Genomic DNA, 17591 nt, shown 5'->3' on the forward strand with positions numbered 1-17591 from the left:
AATAACGCTATTAAGATCTGAATTCACTCAGGAGCGTTGCTGATTGGTTTGATGTTGGCCTGCCTGTTGGTGGTATTCTGCAGTCAGCTGCTCCTCTGTTCGCTTCCCGAGCGCTGATTCAAGAAACCGGCTGGCTTCGCGGCACCCTGCTCCGGAAAAGCCTCTGGTTTCCACGCGGGTCTGGCCATCTGGGGCGACGGTGATCTCAATGATTCGAGTCATACAGCACCTCTTACCTGAACCGTGAGCCTGATGGAACCATCTGCCTGGGCCTGCTCGGTCACGGTGTGCCCCTTACGGCGTGCTTCAATCCGAGTTTTTTCAACGGCATACGACTGTAGAAACTGATTCAGGTAGCTCTGATCCCCCCAACGTCCCTCGAAGTTGTCATATTGCAGCTTGCCACTGGCAATGTCACAGACGACAGGATACCGCCACTGCGGCAGTTCTATCCCCAGTCCGGTCGCCTGACTGCTAAAGAGTTTGAATGTCCCCTGCACCGGCGGTGGCAGCTTGAGACGTTCACACGCTGCAGAAATGGCAACCGGGTCACGTACCTCCGTTTGGATTTGGACAATGTGAGACATATTGAATTTCTGCTTTCTGTTTTAAGAGTTCAGAGTACCGAGTTTATTCTGAGCAGGAGCATCTGAAGACAGTTCTTGGTTCTCAGTGTTCTCTGGCATCAATGATTTGGGATGAATGATCAACGGACTAGAAGAAACAAGGTCATCCAGTAAGAGTTCGGCGACTTCGTTCTCCGTCGCCGGTTCTACGGTTTGGCGAAGCAACTGCCAGCAGACAACAAGGGGTAACAGGCAGATCAGGATCATGCCGAGTCTGGAAATCGCCTCAGCGATCGCAGAGTCAAAGAATCGCTGGCTGGCCAGGGATTTGCGTTCCTGCTCAAGTTGATCCCACCGCTGGTCCATGTTGGAACGCTCGATCTGGATTTCATGTTGCATTGCCACGATCTCCTGTCGCGACTGAGCATCAGCGGTCACTAACTGGCGAGCACCAGTAGCCACTTCCTCTTGCAGTTCAAGCATCTGCCGGCTCTGTTCGGCCTGATCCCTTGCTTGCTGCAGTGCCATCTGCGTGATTCGCTGATCGGGATGCTCCTGACAACCGGTCATCAGCAACAGCGGTCCGATCAGGATCAGCAATTTCTTTGTCAGATTCTCCATGTGGCCTCCATCGAAAAAGTAAACGGTTTAAAATGTTCTGCAACGCCAAACGCAGTCGGCGTTCCTTCAGGAATGCCGCAATCGCCAACAGCAAAGCGACAGAAACAAAAGTTAATCCAACATAAGCCAATGCACGGTTCTCCTTTCTGGGGATGATTGATAAACGAGATACGAAAAGTCCTATGACTCCCTGTATCCGCTTGGGTATTGCCTCATTTTTTGAATCCATCTACAGGAATCCTGTGTCTTACTGCAGGCGTAAAAAAACGCCTTGCATTACGAAATGAATGCGAGGCGTTTTATGCAACTTAGAAGAATCCAAGCCCCCGGCCAGAGTGGACAATCAGCATGGTTACGGGAGTGTCATTCTTGAATTTTCACCAGCCTGTTAGATCCCTGAACGACTTTCAGGGTTTCTTTGTGTTTGTAATTCGTATGGGGAAAAGATACTTCAAAGTCAATACTGTCTGGATCAAAACCCAGTCCTTCCGCTGGTGTGTAACATTTCTTGGTTTCCCCTTTCGTCCAGGAATCATAATCCCAGTACCATATTTTTTCCTGATCTTCCTTTCGAAACGTGAGATTAACACGACACTTGGGAAGAAATGATAATCCATTCATGGTAAATCGAGCCCCACGCTGAGTATCCCAAATGACTCCAGCTTCGTAAGGCTGGTATTCGCCCTGGAACGTCAGCTTTTCACAGCGATAGGCAACGTCTTTATCTTTTTCGTCTCCTTTGTACTTATAATAAATCCGAGTTGCGAACTGCGGTGAATAAATCGTAACCCTCATTTCTTTCACGTATGTCACTGTGGTTCTATCCACAGTTCTTCCCAGGATTTTCTCTCCGTTTTGATACCTCCCCCACATAGAGGCAGACTCAGGCCATGTTTTTAGAAAATGTACGTTTTTTCGTACCTCTCCGTTCGCGCCAGTCAGTTCCACCAAAATGGTACAATCTTCCAGTGTTTCCCCAAGATTCTTAAGAAAAAGCCAGTCATCAGGGCCAGAATCTCCCCAGGATTCGTTAAAATCGACGTAGATTAGCCCGGTTGAGTCACCTAAAGTAGCCGAATACTTTTCTGCAATTTTGGGAAGCATTTTTTGTGCTGCATCAATCCTGTCAATAGCGGCAAGCAGCGGCTGCATTTCTGAATTCAAAGCATTCTGCTTTGCCTCTGCATCAAGGCCACGGTGATAGCCTCCTGCAAAATTACCAAAGAATCCATCAATAAATGAACCAACAAACAGTGTTCCCTCATCGGAAGGCTTTGGCAGGGAATTTAAGTTGTCTAAACGCTCTAAGATAACGGTGACGGCGTCTCGAACCTGATCTGAAACATACATGATTTCGTTATCGTTCGATTTGATCTCACGTAAGTCCAATAAGGCAGACTGTAACTCCGCCATGACTTCTGATGTCTCACGTTTTTTCTGAAGTTGAGCTGGATCTGACTTCAGCACCATTCCCAGATGCTTTGCAAGCACTTGATATTCTGCAGGCAAGGGTTTACTGGACGGTGTCGAGTACCTCGGAAGTCCACTTACCGTAGTATCATTACCACAGCCCGAAAGCGTGAGTGCAAGAAACAGCACGCATACAGACGCAGTTATATGATAGTCCCAAATGTTTCTTTTCACGGCCCCTCTTATTCTACCTGGTGATCCCAACATTGATTTCTCCTCTTTCAGTAACAAATATCATCGCCCTTGCTTTCTGACTGCCCATACGTGCACACTAAATGATACTTATAGTCCGTGGTTATATCGTCGCTGTCAAGTGTTAAATATTTGGATGGCAAAACGAAAAGATATTCTGGTAAGATTTGGACAGCGGGTCCGTGAACTGCGCAGAGAGCAAGGTTACTCGCAGGAGAAGTTTGCGTATGCCTGCGAGCTGGACCGGACCTACGTCGGCGGGATTGAACGGGGAGAACGGAATCTTTCCCTAAGGAATATCGAGCGGATCGCAGAGACACTCGACATCAGTCTGGCAGAGCTGATGGATGGTGTTTGAGGGAGACTCAGACTGCAGGATTATCATCAAAACCACTCCCAGTCGATCAGTGTCGTCAGCCATCGCTTGATTGGCTGTTGCGGGAGTGTCCTACTAGGCGGGCTTCAATCCCCATAGTCGAAAACGCCCCTGCGGTTCAGTCCAATAGATCATATGCCGCGTGTTGAGTACCCCGGAAAACCGCTCCACCTGAATGCTAACACGCTGCATATAATCCTATTTATTATGCCACGTTTTGGGCCATAATTTAGGTCTTGGGTGTTTCGCTCTGGGGAGCAAGGGTGACAAACTCAAAAAGATAGTTCGTAACAGATTCGGCCTGTCAGGAACTGAAATTGGGTATTGATCTAGAAATATTTGCCGTTTTAGAGCTGCAGATTGAAATCTGCTTTGACTGTTGGTAGTTTGATTCTTTGGCTGTGCACGATTGTATTTCAGTGTAAATTTGAGAACACGGCTGAAGACTCAACAACAATTGCAGTTAGAGCAACAACTTATGGGCCAAGTAGCTGAGAAGTTAACCCCTGGTCAGATCGCTCGCGTCAGGCAGCGAACTTACCTGGTCGAGGAAATAGTCAAACCCAAACGCGTCGCTGATAGTACTCTGGTTCGCCTTTCTTGTGTCGATGATGATAACCAGGGGCAGCCTCTCGAAGTTCTTTGGGAGAAAGAACTGGATCCCGAAATTCTAACGGGGGAGGCTTGGGAAGAAGTCGCTTCGAAAGGCTTTGACGATACCAGACTCTTCTCCGCCTATCTGAATACGTTGAAGTGGAACTGCGTGACTTCCACTGATCCGAAGCTGTTTCAATCCCCTTTCCGGGCTGGAATTCGGCTCGACGCATATCAGCTGGAGCCCCTCCGCAAAGCACTGCTGCTGCCCCGCGTCAATCTGTTTATTGCTGATGATGTCGGTCTGGGGAAAACGATCGAAGCCGGGCTGATCGCCCGCGAGATGCTGTTGCGCAAGAAGGTCAAAGAAATCTTCGTATCCTGCCCCCCTTCCATGCTCCTGCAATGGAAGGAAGAACTGGAGGCCCGCTTCGGTCTGACTTTTGAAATTCTTGATAAAGAGTACATGAAACGAGTCCGGCGCGAACGGGGCTTCAGCGTCAATCCCTGGGGGACACACACGCGATTTCTGGTCTCGCATCGGTTACTGATTGATGAGACTTATGCCGGCCCGCTACGCGATCATTTGGGAACATTCCGAAGTGGATCACTGTTTATCCTGGATGAAGCGCATCATGCCGCTCCTTCCAGTGGTGCTAAATATGCGATTGACTCCCAGATTACCCGTGCCGTCCGCGACCTGGCTCCTCGGTTTGAGCATCGTCTTTTCCTTTCGGCGACGCCTCATAACGGGCACTCCAACAGTTTCTCTGCGCTGTTGGAAATTCTCGACCCCCAGCGATTCTGTCGAGGAGTTCCTGTCACGGCAAAACATCGAGATGAAGTAATTGTACGTCGTATTAAGGAAGACATCCGCGAAATTCAGGGTGGTTTTCCGAAAAGGAATGTCGTACAGATCAGTATCGACGGCCTCTTGGCTGATGCGCCGGAACTGCGACTTTCACGCTTACTCCAGGAATACCGTCAAACACGCGAGGAACGGCTGAAAAATGAAACAAAACGCAAGCAGGCGGCTTCAGGATTATTAATCACCGGCCTGCAGCAACGTCTGCTCTCCTCGATCGAAGCATTTGCTCGCACCTTGAAAGTTCATCGGAAAACCGTCAAACGGCAGTGGGAGAAACTTCAGGAAGATTCGGCTGCGGATGAGCATGACCTCAGAACATTGGACCTGCTAACGGGAATTGTAGATTCCGATGATGATCGGGCCACTCTCGAAGAAGACCTGCTCCAGGCTGAGGAAGATGCCCAGTTTGAAGCTGTTTCCTCTGCCACGATGGGGCCGCTGGAAGACATGTCGGCAAAAGACCTGTTTGAGCATGAACAGAAACTTTTGGATGAAATGACTGAAGTCGCGGAGCAGTCCCGTGGAAAGTCAGATGCCCGTACTGAGAAGCTGATCGAGTGGGTTCGAGAGAATATGTGTCCGGAACTGGGGAGGCCCGGGGCCGAATGGAATGAAACGCGTGCTCTGATCTTTACAGAATACGATGATACCAAGCGGTACCTGGTTAGCCGCCTGGAAGCAGCAATTAATGGGAGCGATCGGGCTGAGCAGCGAATCCAGATCTTTCACGGTCCTACTCCCCCTCAAAAGCGAGAAGAGATCAAAAAGGCGTTTAATACGGACCCGCGCAAGCATCCGGTTCGCATCCTGATTGCCACCGATGCCGCCCGTGAAGGCCTCAACCTGCAGGCCTACTGTCACAATCTGTTCCATTTCGACGTTCCCTGGAACCCCAGTCGTATGGAGCAACGGAATGGACGTATTGACCGCAAATTGCAATCCAGCCCGGAAGTCTTCTGTCATTATTTTGTCTATCAGCAACGTCCGGAAGATCGCATTTTGCAGGTGTTGGTTCGCAAGACGGAAACGATTAAGGAAGAATTGGGAAGCCTCTCCCAGGTAATCGACTCGAATCTGGCGAAAACGTTGACTCAGGGGATCAGGCATGAATTTCTGGACTCGCTTGAAAGTGAAATCGAATCTGCCGACCTGGATGACTCCCGACGTTCGGCGATCGAGCAGGATTTGGAGTCAGCTCGTCAGCGTCAACAGGACCTGCGCGAACAGATCGACCATTTAAGGACACTGCTGGAAAAATCTCGCAAGAGTATTGGACTGAGTGAAGAGCATTTTCAGGCAGCAATTACCAGTTCCCTGCAACTGCTGGATGTAGAGGGCTTACAGCAGACTCAGGACGAAAATGGACTTGCCTGTTTTGAGTTTCCTGCCATTGATGAAAGATCCGGCGCGGATCCGACCTGGGCAGAGACGATGGACACCCTGCGTGTCCCCCGCAAAAGGGATCAGAAGCTCTGGGACTGGCGGCATTCTTCCCCTATCAGGCCCGTCGTTTTCGAAGATCCGGGCCTGGTAGGAGATGATTATGTCCATATGCATCTCGAACAGCGCGTCGTTCAACGGCTGCTCGGTCGCTTCACGGCCCAGGGTTTTGTCCTGCATGACCTCTCACGTGCCTGTTTCGCGCAGGCGAAAGACTCGATTCCACGCGTGATTCTGCTGGGGCGTTTGTGCCTGTACGGCATGGGAGCAGCCCGCCTGCATGAAGAGCTGATTCCCGTTACCGCCCGCTGGACTGATCCGGAAATACGCAAAAAACCCCTGACTCCTTATGGGAAAGACACGGAAACGAAGACCCTTTCTCTGCTGGATGATTCACTGTTGAAAGCCGGGGGCATGCAGCTGACGCAGGAAATCATCAGCCAACTGCAACAGGCCGCGGCTGGCGATATTCACGATCTCCTGCCCCACTTGGAAACGCGTGGTGCTGAATATGCTGCGGAAGCAGAACAGAAACTGGCCTCCCGTGGAGAAGCGGAAGCAAAAGCCATGCGGGAAATTCTGCAGACCCAACAGAAGCACATCGACTCAACAATCAAACGTATCTCCAAACTGAACCCCAAGCAGATGCAGCTGGATTTCGGCGATGAAGAAGATGAAATCCAGCAGCTGAATGCCAACAAGCGTTATTGGGGTAAACGTCTGGAAGAAATAAAAGAAGAACTGAAGACCGAACCTGCGCGAATCCAGGAACTCTACACGGTCAAAGCCCGTCGCGTTGAACCGGTGGGATTGGTTTATCTCTGGCCGGTGACGGGATGAAGTGATGGCAAAAATATCAATACCCAGGAAGGATGCTACGGAAGAACTGGAGTTCGACTCTTTAGTGATTGTCGGCGCCAATGGATCAGGGAAAAGTAGACTGGGAATTCAAATTGAAGAAAACCATGAAAACGTACACCGAATAAGTGCTCAAAGATCATTAGTATTTAAGGATGAAATCGATGTCCGTTCTGCCAGTGCCGCAGAATCATTGTATCGTTACGGATACTATGGCGATAACACTTCAGCAAGTGAAGCAGATCGATTAAATATCGCAAAACAGCAACGCAGAAATAGACGCTGGAAGAACCGACCTGCATCACATTTGCTGGATGATTTTGATCATTTACTTAGCTTGTTGATAGCGAATGAATACCTTCAAAGTGCCATATTTAAACAACAATATAAAGCTGGCCAACGTCCCGATGAGTATCCAGAATCGCAATTAGATCGAGTTTTGAAAATCTGGCATACAATAATGCCCCATCGGCATTTAAATGTTGCCGATAATCGGCTTCAGGCAACTAATAAGGATGATTCATATCATGGACTAGATATGAGTGATGGTGAAAGAGTTGCATTCTATCTGATAGCTCAGGCGATGTGTGCTCCAGAAAACTGCATCATAATTATTGATGAGCCGGAGTTGCATCTTCATAAAGCTATACAGTCTAAATTATGGGACGCAATAGAAGCTGAGAGGTCTGATTGTTCTATTGTGTATGTGACCCATGATTTGGAGTTTGCCGCATCACGAGTAAATTCTTCGATCATCTGGGTTAAAGAATTCGATGGGAAAGAATGGGACTGGGAGGCGGTTTCAGATGTTGATGGCTTTCCACGAGAGATGATGCTTGAAATTCTCGGGAGTCGTAAGCCCGTGCTTTTTGTGGAAGGAACCAGATCTAGTATCGATACTCAACTCTATAGGAGAATCTATCCTGATTTTCATGTGATTGCACGAGAAGGTTGTACGAAAGTAATTGAATCCACTCGTGCATTACGTAGAGCAGAAGGTTTTCATTCACAAGAAGTATTCGGGATTATTGATCGAGACTTTCGTGCTGAAGAAGATATCGCTGGCTTGTTAAAAGATTGGGTTTACGTAACTTCAGTCGCAGAAGCTGAAAATGGAATCTGTTTACCGATCGTGATTAAGTGTGCTGCAAGACATTTTAGAAAGGTTGATGATGCAGAAGTTATGAGATCTGTTGTTGATGCTGCTTTCGTGCGATTATCGCAACAGCTTAATCATCAGGTCAAAGAAAAGGCTAGCCAGGAAATTCGTCACGCGTTTTCTAAATTTTCATCCAAAAATATTACTGATCGTGAAGGATTTGAAGCTTCAGTCACAGATTTTAAAGTCAGCATTGATGCTATTAAATTTTATGACGAAGCATACCACGAATACAAAAAAGTTATCGATGCAAAAGACTATAGTGGTCTGCTAAGAATATTTAACAATAAAGGACTCGAAGATGTTGTGGCTCGTGAAATCGGATTCAGCAATAAACAAAACTACCGTGAATGGGTAATTGCAGAAATTGACCTTGCTAATATTTCCGAAAACCCTTCTGAACTTGGCAAAGAAATATTAGAAGGCCTTCGAGAAGAGTTTCCTGAGATAGTCATGGAATCTACTCAAGAAACAGGGGGAATCAATGTCTAAATCCCCTGAAGAATACGCTCACATTGAATGGCTTGGCTATGTCCAGCCGGTGGGGCTGGTGGTCTCTGTGCCGGCGCTACTGGAAGCGCAGTGTTATATCAACCAGAACGTCATGGGCCGGCATGCGCAGTTTCTGAACTGCCTGCCCCGCGAAGATGCGGGTGAGATCATTCCCGAAATTCGCGATCTGTCGGAATTCACACAGAAAGTACTCGAGTGGGAAGCAGAAGACCTGCAGGAGATCCCTGCCCGCGGGGAACTGACGGGCACGATGGCGGCTCTGGAAGTGGTCCTGCCGCAATATCATGAGACTCTCCGGCCCACGCGCGCCGTTCCGAAATTCAAACCCGCGGAAGATGAAAATCCGTGGATGATGCTGATCTCGGAACTGCCCACGGGAACCGACCTGGATGATCCGGGGGAAGCGGACAGCAGTCGGCACTGGCACGCGGCCCCGCAGGCGAAATTTGAGCGGCTGCTCCGTGAGACGCAGGTTCCCATCGGCCTGCTCTCCAACGGGCGTCAGTTGCGTCTGGTCTATGCACCACGCGGGGAGACCAGCGGGTATGCCACGTTTAATGTCGATGAAATGATCCAGGTCGCGGGCCGACCAATGTTTGCCGCCTTGTATATGCTGCTCTGCAGCGAGCGGCTGTTTACGCTGGGGGAGAACCAGCGTCTGCCGGCCATTCTGGAAAACAGCCGCAAGTATCAGAATACGGTGTCGACCAAGCTGGCGGAACAGGTGCTGGCGGCGCTGTATGAACTGATGCGGGGTTTTCAGGCTGCCAACGATGCCCGCAAGGGGGAACTGCTCCATGACATCCTGGAAGAGGACCCGAACCACGTCTACGCGGGACTGCTGACCGTCCTGCTGCGGCTGGTGTTTGTTTTGTATGCGGAAGATCGGGATCTGCTCTCCAGCGATCCGCTGTATTCCAATTATTATTCGGTGAGTGGCCTGTTCGATCGGCTGCGCGAGGACGCCGGCCGCTTCCCCGATTCGATGAACCAGCGGCACGGCGCCTGGTCGCAACTGCTCACCCTGTTCCGCCTGATCTACGAAGGGGGACAGCACCACGATTTCAAACTCCCCCCTCGCAAAGGCTACCTCTTCGACCCGGACCGCTACCCCTTCTTAGAAGGCAGATCACTAACAACTAAAAACCAGCAACTAACGACTATCCCAAGAATTTCCGACGGCGTCGTCTTCAACGTGCTGCAGAACCTGCTGATTCTGGACGGGGAACGGCTCAGTTACCGGACGCTGGACGTGGAACAGATCGGCAGCGTGTATGAAACGGTGATGGGCTTTAACCTGGAAGTCGCGACCGGAAAATCGATTGCCATTAAACCGGTCAAAACGCATGGTGCGCCGGCGACGATCGACCTGGAAGCCCTGCTGGAGACCCCGGGCAAAGACCGGGCGAAATGGCTCAAAGACCAGGCCGATCAGAAGCTGGGGGCTGCGGATGCTAAAGCCCTCAAGGCTGCTGCCTCGATCGATGAATTGCTGCTGGCCCTCGATAAGAAGATTGCCAAAAAGGTGACGCCGCGTGTGGTCCCTGCCGAGGCGATTGTGCTGCAGCCCTCCGATGAACGCCGCCGCAGCGGTTCGCATTACACGCCCCGCTCGCTGACCGAACCGATTGTCCGCACTACGCTGGAACCGATTCTGAAACAGCTGTGCGAACCGAATGCGGAACTGCCGGAAGTTTATGAGCCGACGCGGGCCGATAAGAAACGCTTTACGAAAGGTCAACTGGAAGAGCGTGTGCGACAGTCGGAGAAAGCGATTGAACTGGTGCAGGCGGCCCGCGCCGTCGGCACGCCTCACCCTTCCCAGATCCTGGAGCTGAAAGTCTGTGATCCGGCGATGGGGAGTGGTGCGTTTCTGGTGGAGACCTGCCGTCAGCTGGGGGATGAACTGGTCAAGGCCTGGTACGCCCACGATCTGCTGCCGACCGACATTCCCCCTGATGAAGACGAACTGCTGTATGCCCGCCGCCTGGTGGCCCAGCGGTGTCTGTACGGCGTGGATAAAAACGTGATGGCCGTCGACCTGGCCAAACTGTCGCTCTGGCTGGTGACGCTGGCCAAGGATCATCCCTTCACTTTCCTGGACCACTGCCTGCGGGCCGGCGATTCTCTGGTCGGCCTGACCCGCGAACAGATCATCGGCTTCCACTGGGAACCGAAATTACAGAAGCAGTTCGGCGAAGGCCTGATCCAGAAACGGCTTGACCGGGCGACCGCCGAGCGGGCCAAAATTCTGAATGCCCGCGAAGACGCCCCCTATCGCGACCAGGAAGACCGGATGGCGCTGGCGGAAGAGGCGCTGAACGTCGTCCGCCTGACTGGCGATGCCTGTGTAAGCGCCTTTTTTGCGGGCAAGAAAAAGAAGGACCGCGAAACCCGCTGCGACGAACTGTTCGCGCAGGTCTCCGACTGGTACGAAAGCGGCCACGACATCAACAAACGCCCGCCGGTCGCCGCCGCGGCAGCAGAGCTACGACGCGGCGAACACCCACTCTCCCCCTTTCACTGGGAAATTGAATTTCCGGAAGTGTTTTCGCGGGTGAATCCCGGTTTTGATGCATTTGTGGGGAATCCGCCGTTCATTGGCGGAAAGAAAATAAAGACCGTGTTGGGAGCGGTGTTTCGAGATTGGCTTGTTAACTCCAACGAAAAGTCGAATGCCAATTCTGACATAGTTGCACACTTCTTTCGTCGCTGTTTTGACCAACTGCGAAGCGACGGAACCTTCGGCCTTATTGCGACAAATACAATTGCCCAAGGCGACACGCGCACGACTGCGCTATATTGGATACGTACACACTCTGGTACCATCTACTGTGCCAAGACACGTTACAAGTGGCCCGGAGATGCAGCGGTAATGGTTAACATCATCCATGTTGTAAAAGGCACTCCTCAACTGCAGTGCATCCTCAATGAAAAAGATGTTCCGAAGATAACTGCGTTTCTTGTGCCTACCGGAAGCGACGACAACCCGAAAACACTCAACAGCAATCTGGACATCGCGTTTGTTGGATGCTTCCTTCGAGGTCAGGGCTTCACGTTTGACGATTCCAAGTCTGACTCGGATGCCAGCCCCATCGAAGTCATGCACCGCTTACTTGAAAATGATGAAAAGAACCGTGAACGCATTTTCCCTTATATCGGTGGAGAAGAGGTTAATGACGATCCCGCACACTTGCACCATCGCTACGTCATAAACTTTGGTTCGTTAACGAAGGAGCAAGCAAACGCTTGGCCGGATTTGCTTGGACTGCTTGAGGAAACAGTAAAACCTGGTCGTGACAAACTCGGATCCAGCTCAATCGACAAATCCCACAAAAAGAATTGGTGGCGTTTTGCAAACGACCGCCCCGAGATGCACAAAGCGATTTCCAACTTAGACCGCGCGATCGTGATGGCACGAGTGACGCAGCATATGGGCTTTACATTCTTGCCAACCTCGACAGTCTTTTCTGAACAACTCGTTGTGTTTGCAAGAGACTGCTACGGATTGTTCTCGGTTTTGCAGTCGCGAACCCATGAAACGTGGGCGAGATTTTTTGCGTCTTCTCTGGAAGATCGGCTTCGCTACAACCCTAGCGACTGTTTTGACAATTACGCCCGTCCGGACCTTGGCCCCCTGTCTTCAGTCGGAGAAAACTATTTTACTCATCGAAAATCTATCATGGTAAACAACGATGAAGGTCTGACGAAGACTTACAACCGTTTTCATTCTCCTGACGAGCGTGATGAGGGCATCATTGAGCTTCGTCGTCTTCATGACGAGATGGACCGTGCGGTGCTGCGGGCGTATGGCTGGGATGATCTGGCGGCCTCAGCCACGTGTGAATTTCTGCTGGACTACGTGGAAGAAGAGGACGAGGTAGAGGTTAGTTCTCAGTTGTCAGGGGTTAGTAAAAGTAAGAAGTCGAAGAAGAAAAAGCCGTGGCGGCTGCGCTGGCCCGACGAATTCCGCGACGAAGTTCTCGCCCGCCTGTTGGAACTCAACGAACAACGCCACCAGGAAGAACTCCTCGCCGGCGTCGGCACCGCCGAGAAAAAGAAACCCAAACCGAAAACTCCATCTACACGCAAAAAGAAAACAACATCGACAGATCTTTTCCAGCAGGAAACAGAGCGGCAATATCGATATGTTTTACTCATCCTGCGAGCATGGGGAGAGAAGCCATTCACACGCTATGCTCTGAATGCGGCAATGATTCTGATGCTGGACGACAATCTCCGAAACTCGTTGCTTGACCATAAAACCAACAAACGACGCAAACAGGTTAAAAGTGATATTGGCTTAAACCAGATTCTGACAGAGATGCAAATCCAGAACTATGTGGAAATCTGGAAGACTGACTTTCAGCAATTCATCAAAATCGGTTCAAAAAGTCCGGCAATGAAAGGTGTCTCGGAAGAAGACATAGGCCGAGTAAATGCTGTTAAAGAGTTTTTCAGGCGTGAGGCTGAGAAAGGTAACGTCACTCACATTGAGGATGCAATCCATGCCGAATTCGACTTTATTTCAGTTTGAGCGGGAACAGATGCAACCAGCCACAGACCGCAGTGAGCCAACACTGTGGTTGAAACGGCTTGTCATATTATCCACGCTCAATTCAGATTCTATCATCCGAGATATCAAATTTCGTCGTGGATTGAACATCATCCAGACTCATCATATGCAAGTCCAGGGAGGACCAGTCGCCGGCCACAGTGTTGGTAAAACTCTGATGATGAGGTTGATCCGCTATACCTTGGGCGAAAACCAATTCGGAACAGAAGAGACTCAAAATAATATCGCTGCTGTGTTGAAAACTGCCTGGGTTGTGGGGCACTGGTCGATTGCTGGCGCTGATTGGATCGTGGTTCGGCCAATGAAAGAAGCGGATGCAAAAGAATCATTCGCTGCAGACAGTGATGACTGGCAACAGGTTGTGGATTCACAACTAAAAGAATATTCTCATCGCCAGTTTGTTCAGAAGGTAAGCGATGCTGTTCTCTCAGATCTTCCAAAATTCATTCTTCCCCGTGGACGAGAGGCAAAATGGCTGGACGTGCTGGCATGGCTTTCCCGGGATTATCAATGTGGATATCGGAAAGCCAATGAATGGCGTCATGAAGACGCAAATTCCGGTCCCAGCCTCAATCTGGAAGATAACAGCCTGATCATGCAATGGGTGATGGGATTGATGAATACAGATGAGATTGAACAACGGGTAAACCACCACGAACTCTTGAATAACTGCAAGGGGCAAAAGCAGACTCATGACCGAGAACAGAAAAGAATGGATACTCTTTGGCCGGCTCTACGTGACAAGCTGGAGCTGAAAGCAGATATTGAAGTTACTGGAATTCAGAAGACCATGAATTCGGTAGATCCTGTTGATATTGTCAAAGAAAAAATTGCGTCATTGGAGAGACTAAGAACAGAGCGTCTTGCTGAATCACGCATAAAGGAGTTGGAATCAGAACAGCATACCGTACAAGATCAGATCGCTGACACTGAAGCTACTGTTCGGACTTGTAAGAATATGGTTCAGTATATCGAAAAACAGATCGAGGAAATCGAGCGCGATCCCCTACATCCCTATAGGTTGTGTAAGGCAGAACCAGAATGCTGGATGAAAAAGCAGGCTGAAACGATGGCGCATGATCCTGGAGCAGCGGAACATGTGGCCGATCTCAGAAACCAGATTGATGAACAACAAAAAACGTGTGCTTTTTCTCAAAACGAAAAGAAAACACTTCAGAAATCACTCGAAGTGGTAAATAAGCAACTTAAGGAAGAACGTAGCCGCCTGGCTACTGAAATTTCCGGCATCGATGAAAAGATAGGACTTTTAAAAGGCCTTGAGGATGATTCAATTAAAATTCAGGCACTTGCTATATCAGTCGAACGAAGCACGAAGGATGCACTCAAAGCGGAACGCGAAATTGAAGGATCTTTAAAAAAACAGGAAGCCATCCGCCAAAAGCATCGAAATGAGGTCCGTCAGCTTTCTGATGTTTACCAAGGAATCCTTCAGGAAATATTTGGTGTTGAAGATGAAAGTACAGTTCGAATCGATGGAAACGGTCTTCATCCTGTTCCCAACAGGAAATTAGCTCCCGGTGGTGCAGCTCTTTCCGTCATGACATCCGTCCTGTCCTTTGATATTGCCTGCCTCGCCGGAAGCATCTATGGAATCGGCCAGCACCCTCGCTTCCTCATGCACGACAGCCCCCGAGAAGGTGATATGGAAGGTCCTTTGTTTCAGAGGCTCTTCGAGATCGTGCACGAGCTCGAAGCAAAATTCACAAACCCAGACCATATTTCGTTCCAGTATATTATCACCACCACTTCTGCTCCCCCCCAAGCCTTGGCCGATGAAAATGGACCGTATGTTCGACTTACTTTAGATGCCAGAAGCGAGGATGGTAAGCTGCTTGGAATTACATTCTAACTGCTGGGTGGTAGTAAATTACTCTCGAAAGACTAGCTGCTGCTTAATTATGAAGTTGAGCTTATAAAAGATGAAGTTTTACCAGCATATCGACAACGAGGATATCTTAAGGTAAAAATAGCACTAATTGAGAATATCGTATTCTGCAGTTCAACACTTCGTATCGTATTCTGGTTTCAAATGGGGTAACCACTCAATATTGAAAGAGCATGGTATAGCAATGAGTAATTTAGAGAATAATATTGATAAAAAACAGGATGACTCGCTAGCCCCACCCGACATTGGCGAACTAGAAGGTTTAGACGAAGATAGTGACCTCGGTGACTTTCCGATTGATACTCTATTAATTCGAAACGAGACACGATCAACATTTGAAGTTATGCGAAGAATTGAAGCAGGAGGTTATATTATGAATCCTGATTTTCAACGCGATTTCATTTGGGACAAGGTAAAACAAAGTAAGCTGATCGAGTCGGTCATAATGCGTATTCCGCTTCCAGTATTCTATCTAGCAGAGAACTTGGAAGGTAAGGTTATTGTCGTTGATGGACTCCAACGATTATCAACCTTTAAGAGTTTTTTGGATAACGAGTTTCCTCTCAAGCTTCCAGAGCAAGAATTATTGGATGGTAAGCGATTCAAGGACCTGTCAAACAAACTTCAGAATCGAATCGAAGATAGCCAGTTGATTCTATATATTCTAGATGCAGATGTTCCAGATCATGCGAAGTTTCAAATATTTGAAAGAGTAAATGGAGGAGTTCCTCTCACTCGTCAGCAGATGCGAAATTGCCTTTACAACGGTCCAGCGACAGTTTGGTTAAAAGAAGAAGCAAAAACCGAACTCTTTCTGGAAGCTACAGGTAACAGTTTAGATTCAAAGAAAATGCGAGACCGCGAGTTTATCAACAGGTTTTGTGCTTTTCACCTACTCGGATATGATAACTATAACAAGAGCGATATGGATGGATTTCTTGCACGTGCGCTGCAACAGATGAATGAAATGTCAGATGAAGAATTAAAAGAACTCTCAATTAAATTTAGACTCAGCATGCGTAATAACTTGTCTTTGTTTGGGCGTCATGCATTCCGAAAGCATACTTTGGGCTCTGAAAGTCGAAGTGTCATTAATGCTTCTCTATGGGATGTGATGTCCACAACGTTAGCACGTTATTCATTGAAGCAGGTTGATAACAAGGCTGACATAATTCACAAAGATTTCTACCCACTCCTTTCAAATGATAAGTTCAACGACGCGATTACTTATAGCCCAAACAGTACTATAAAAGTGAAAAGGAGATTTGCATTGGTAGAAATGTTATTCAAGGAGGCGCTTGGTGATTACACAAATTGAATTAGAATGTTTTAAATGTTTTGAAGTACTAAAATTGCCGCTTGCACCACTAACTTTGCTGTCCGGCACCAATGCGTCAGGTAAATCAAGTATTCTGCAATCAATGGTTCTCCTGCACCAGACCATTCTCAATCATGAATGGTCTACCCGTTTGCAATTGAATGGTCCAGAGTTACAACTCGGAACTGTTCACGATGTGGTAGACAAAGTACATGGTCGTCGTGAATTTAAGATTGCACTTTCCGATGAAAATTGTTACGTCAAATGGGCTTTTTCCTACGAAGAAGAAGAAGACAAACAAGCAATGTCGGCTGCAGTAGGTTCGGTTGGTGTGAATGGGGATTTTGTTCAATCTCCTGATAAATTACGATTCCTTTTTCCAGCACCATTGAAGACTGCAGAAAACCTCGCAAATAGACTCAAAGAGCTTACGTATCTTACCGCTGAACGTGTAGGACCGCGTGATAGCTATCGTTTACAAGATCCAACTGCAACACAATTTGTAGGTTCGCGAGGCGAAAATACTGTTGGGTTACTATATCAAAGACGAGAAAAACAGGTGTTGTCAGCATTGGTTCTTGATTCTTTCACTCATACCCTGCTACATCAGGTGGAAGCTCGGATGGAGCTTTTTTTTCCAGGTACATCTCTTAAAGTGCAGCCGGTTCCAGAGGCAAATATGGTCACTTTGGGAATAACGAATTCTGGTGAAACCGGTTTTCATCGTCCAATGAATGTGGGGTTCGGGCTAACTCAAGTGCTACCGATCATTGTTGCTGCACTTTCTGCAAAAGAAGGTGATTTACTTTTGATTGAAAATCCGGAAGTACATCTCCACCCAGCTGGACAAGCAATGATGGGTGAGTTTTTGTCAGAGGTGGCTGCTGCGGGGATACAAGTAATTGTAGAGTCGCACAGTGATCACGTCTTGAATGGTATTCGACGTGCTGTTAAGGGGCAAAAGCTGAGTGATGAGAAGGTATCACTCCATTTTTTTAATTCAAGGAAAGATGGACAGCAACAATTCACGAGTCCAACAATTGATGCTTCAGGAAACATAGACCAGTGGCCATCAGGCTTTTTCGATCAATATGATAAAGATCTAAATTATTTTGCCGGATGGGGAGAATGAAA

11 protein-coding genes are annotated in these 17591 nt (G+C 48.6%); 7 read left to right on the forward strand and 4 right to left on the reverse strand.

All coding sequences use genetic code 11. The features are described from left to right. Window positions 1-27: 27 nt before the first annotated feature. The 4 genes from HG66A1_RS15530 to HG66A1_RS15545 all read right to left on the reverse strand — a co-directional run bounded on the left by HG66A1_RS15530 (window position 28) and on the right by HG66A1_RS15545 (window position 2864). On the reverse strand, window positions 28-222 hold the full coding sequence (locus HG66A1_RS15530; protein ID WP_145185686.1) for a DUF2997 domain-containing protein: 195 nt from the start codon (window positions 220-222) through the stop codon (window positions 28-30). After that, window positions 219-587, reverse strand: a complete 369-nt coding sequence (locus tag HG66A1_RS15535; protein ID WP_145185689.1) for a DUF1257 domain-containing protein — start codon at window positions 585-587, stop codon at window positions 219-221. The genes HG66A1_RS15530 and HG66A1_RS15535 overlap by 4 nt, the downstream gene beginning before the upstream one ends. 21 nt (window positions 588-608) lie before the next feature. Further along, a complete protein-coding gene (locus tag HG66A1_RS15540; RefSeq protein ID WP_145185692.1) occupies window positions 609-1187 on the reverse strand; it encodes a hypothetical protein in 579 nt (192 codons plus the stop codon). Between the two features lie 363 nt (window positions 1188-1550). Beyond that, window positions 1551-2864 (reverse strand): hypothetical protein, encoded by a 1314-nt coding sequence (locus tag HG66A1_RS15545; RefSeq protein WP_145185694.1) that lies wholly within the window; start codon window positions 2862-2864, stop codon window positions 1551-1553. A 121-nt stretch (window positions 2865-2985) separates the two neighbouring features. On the opposite strand from HG66A1_RS15545, the gene HG66A1_RS15550 reads away from it, so the two are divergent. From HG66A1_RS15550 to HG66A1_RS15580, 7 genes are all read left to right on the forward strand, one after another. Continuing rightward, window positions 2986-3207, forward strand: coding sequence for a helix-turn-helix domain-containing protein (locus tag HG66A1_RS15550; RefSeq protein WP_145185696.1), 222 nt, complete (start codon window positions 2986-2988; stop codon window positions 3205-3207). 496 nt (window positions 3208-3703) lie between these two features. Next, entirely contained in the window at window positions 3704-6967 is a 3264-nt protein-coding gene (gene drmD, locus HG66A1_RS15555) for a DISARM system SNF2-like helicase DrmD (protein WP_145185698.1), read from the forward strand. Window positions 6968-6971: 4 nt separating this feature from the next. Beyond that, window positions 6972-8636: a DUF4435 domain-containing protein gene (locus HG66A1_RS15560; RefSeq protein WP_145185700.1), complete on the forward strand. Its 1665-nt coding sequence runs from the start codon at window positions 6972-6974 to the stop codon at window positions 8634-8636. Then, entirely contained in the window at window positions 8629-13194 is a 4566-nt protein-coding gene (locus HG66A1_RS15565) for an Eco57I restriction-modification methylase domain-containing protein (RefSeq protein WP_145185702.1), read from the forward strand. Before HG66A1_RS15560 ends, HG66A1_RS15565 begins: the two co-directional genes overlap by 8 nt. Then, on the forward strand, window positions 13166-15103 hold the full coding sequence (locus HG66A1_RS15570) for a hypothetical protein (RefSeq protein WP_145185704.1): 1938 nt from the start codon (window positions 13166-13168) through the stop codon (window positions 15101-15103). Before HG66A1_RS15565 ends, HG66A1_RS15570 begins: the two co-directional genes overlap by 29 nt. Before the next feature lie 220 nt (window positions 15104-15323). Beyond that, the gene (locus HG66A1_RS15575; protein WP_145185705.1) at window positions 15324-16457 is read left to right on the forward strand and encodes a DUF262 domain-containing protein; all 1134 of its coding nucleotides are present in this window, start codon (window positions 15324-15326) and stop codon (window positions 16455-16457) included. Next, window positions 16441-17589 (forward strand): AAA family ATPase, encoded by a 1149-nt coding sequence (locus HG66A1_RS15580; RefSeq protein ID WP_197997161.1) that lies wholly within the window; start codon window positions 16441-16443, stop codon window positions 17587-17589. Before HG66A1_RS15575 ends, HG66A1_RS15580 begins: the two co-directional genes overlap by 17 nt. Window positions 17590-17591: the final 2 nt, after the last annotated feature.

The sequence above is a fragment of the Gimesia chilikensis genome, from assembly GCF_007744075.1.
Taxonomy (GTDB): Bacteria; Planctomycetota; Planctomycetia; order Planctomycetales; family Planctomycetaceae; genus Gimesia; species Gimesia chilikensis_A.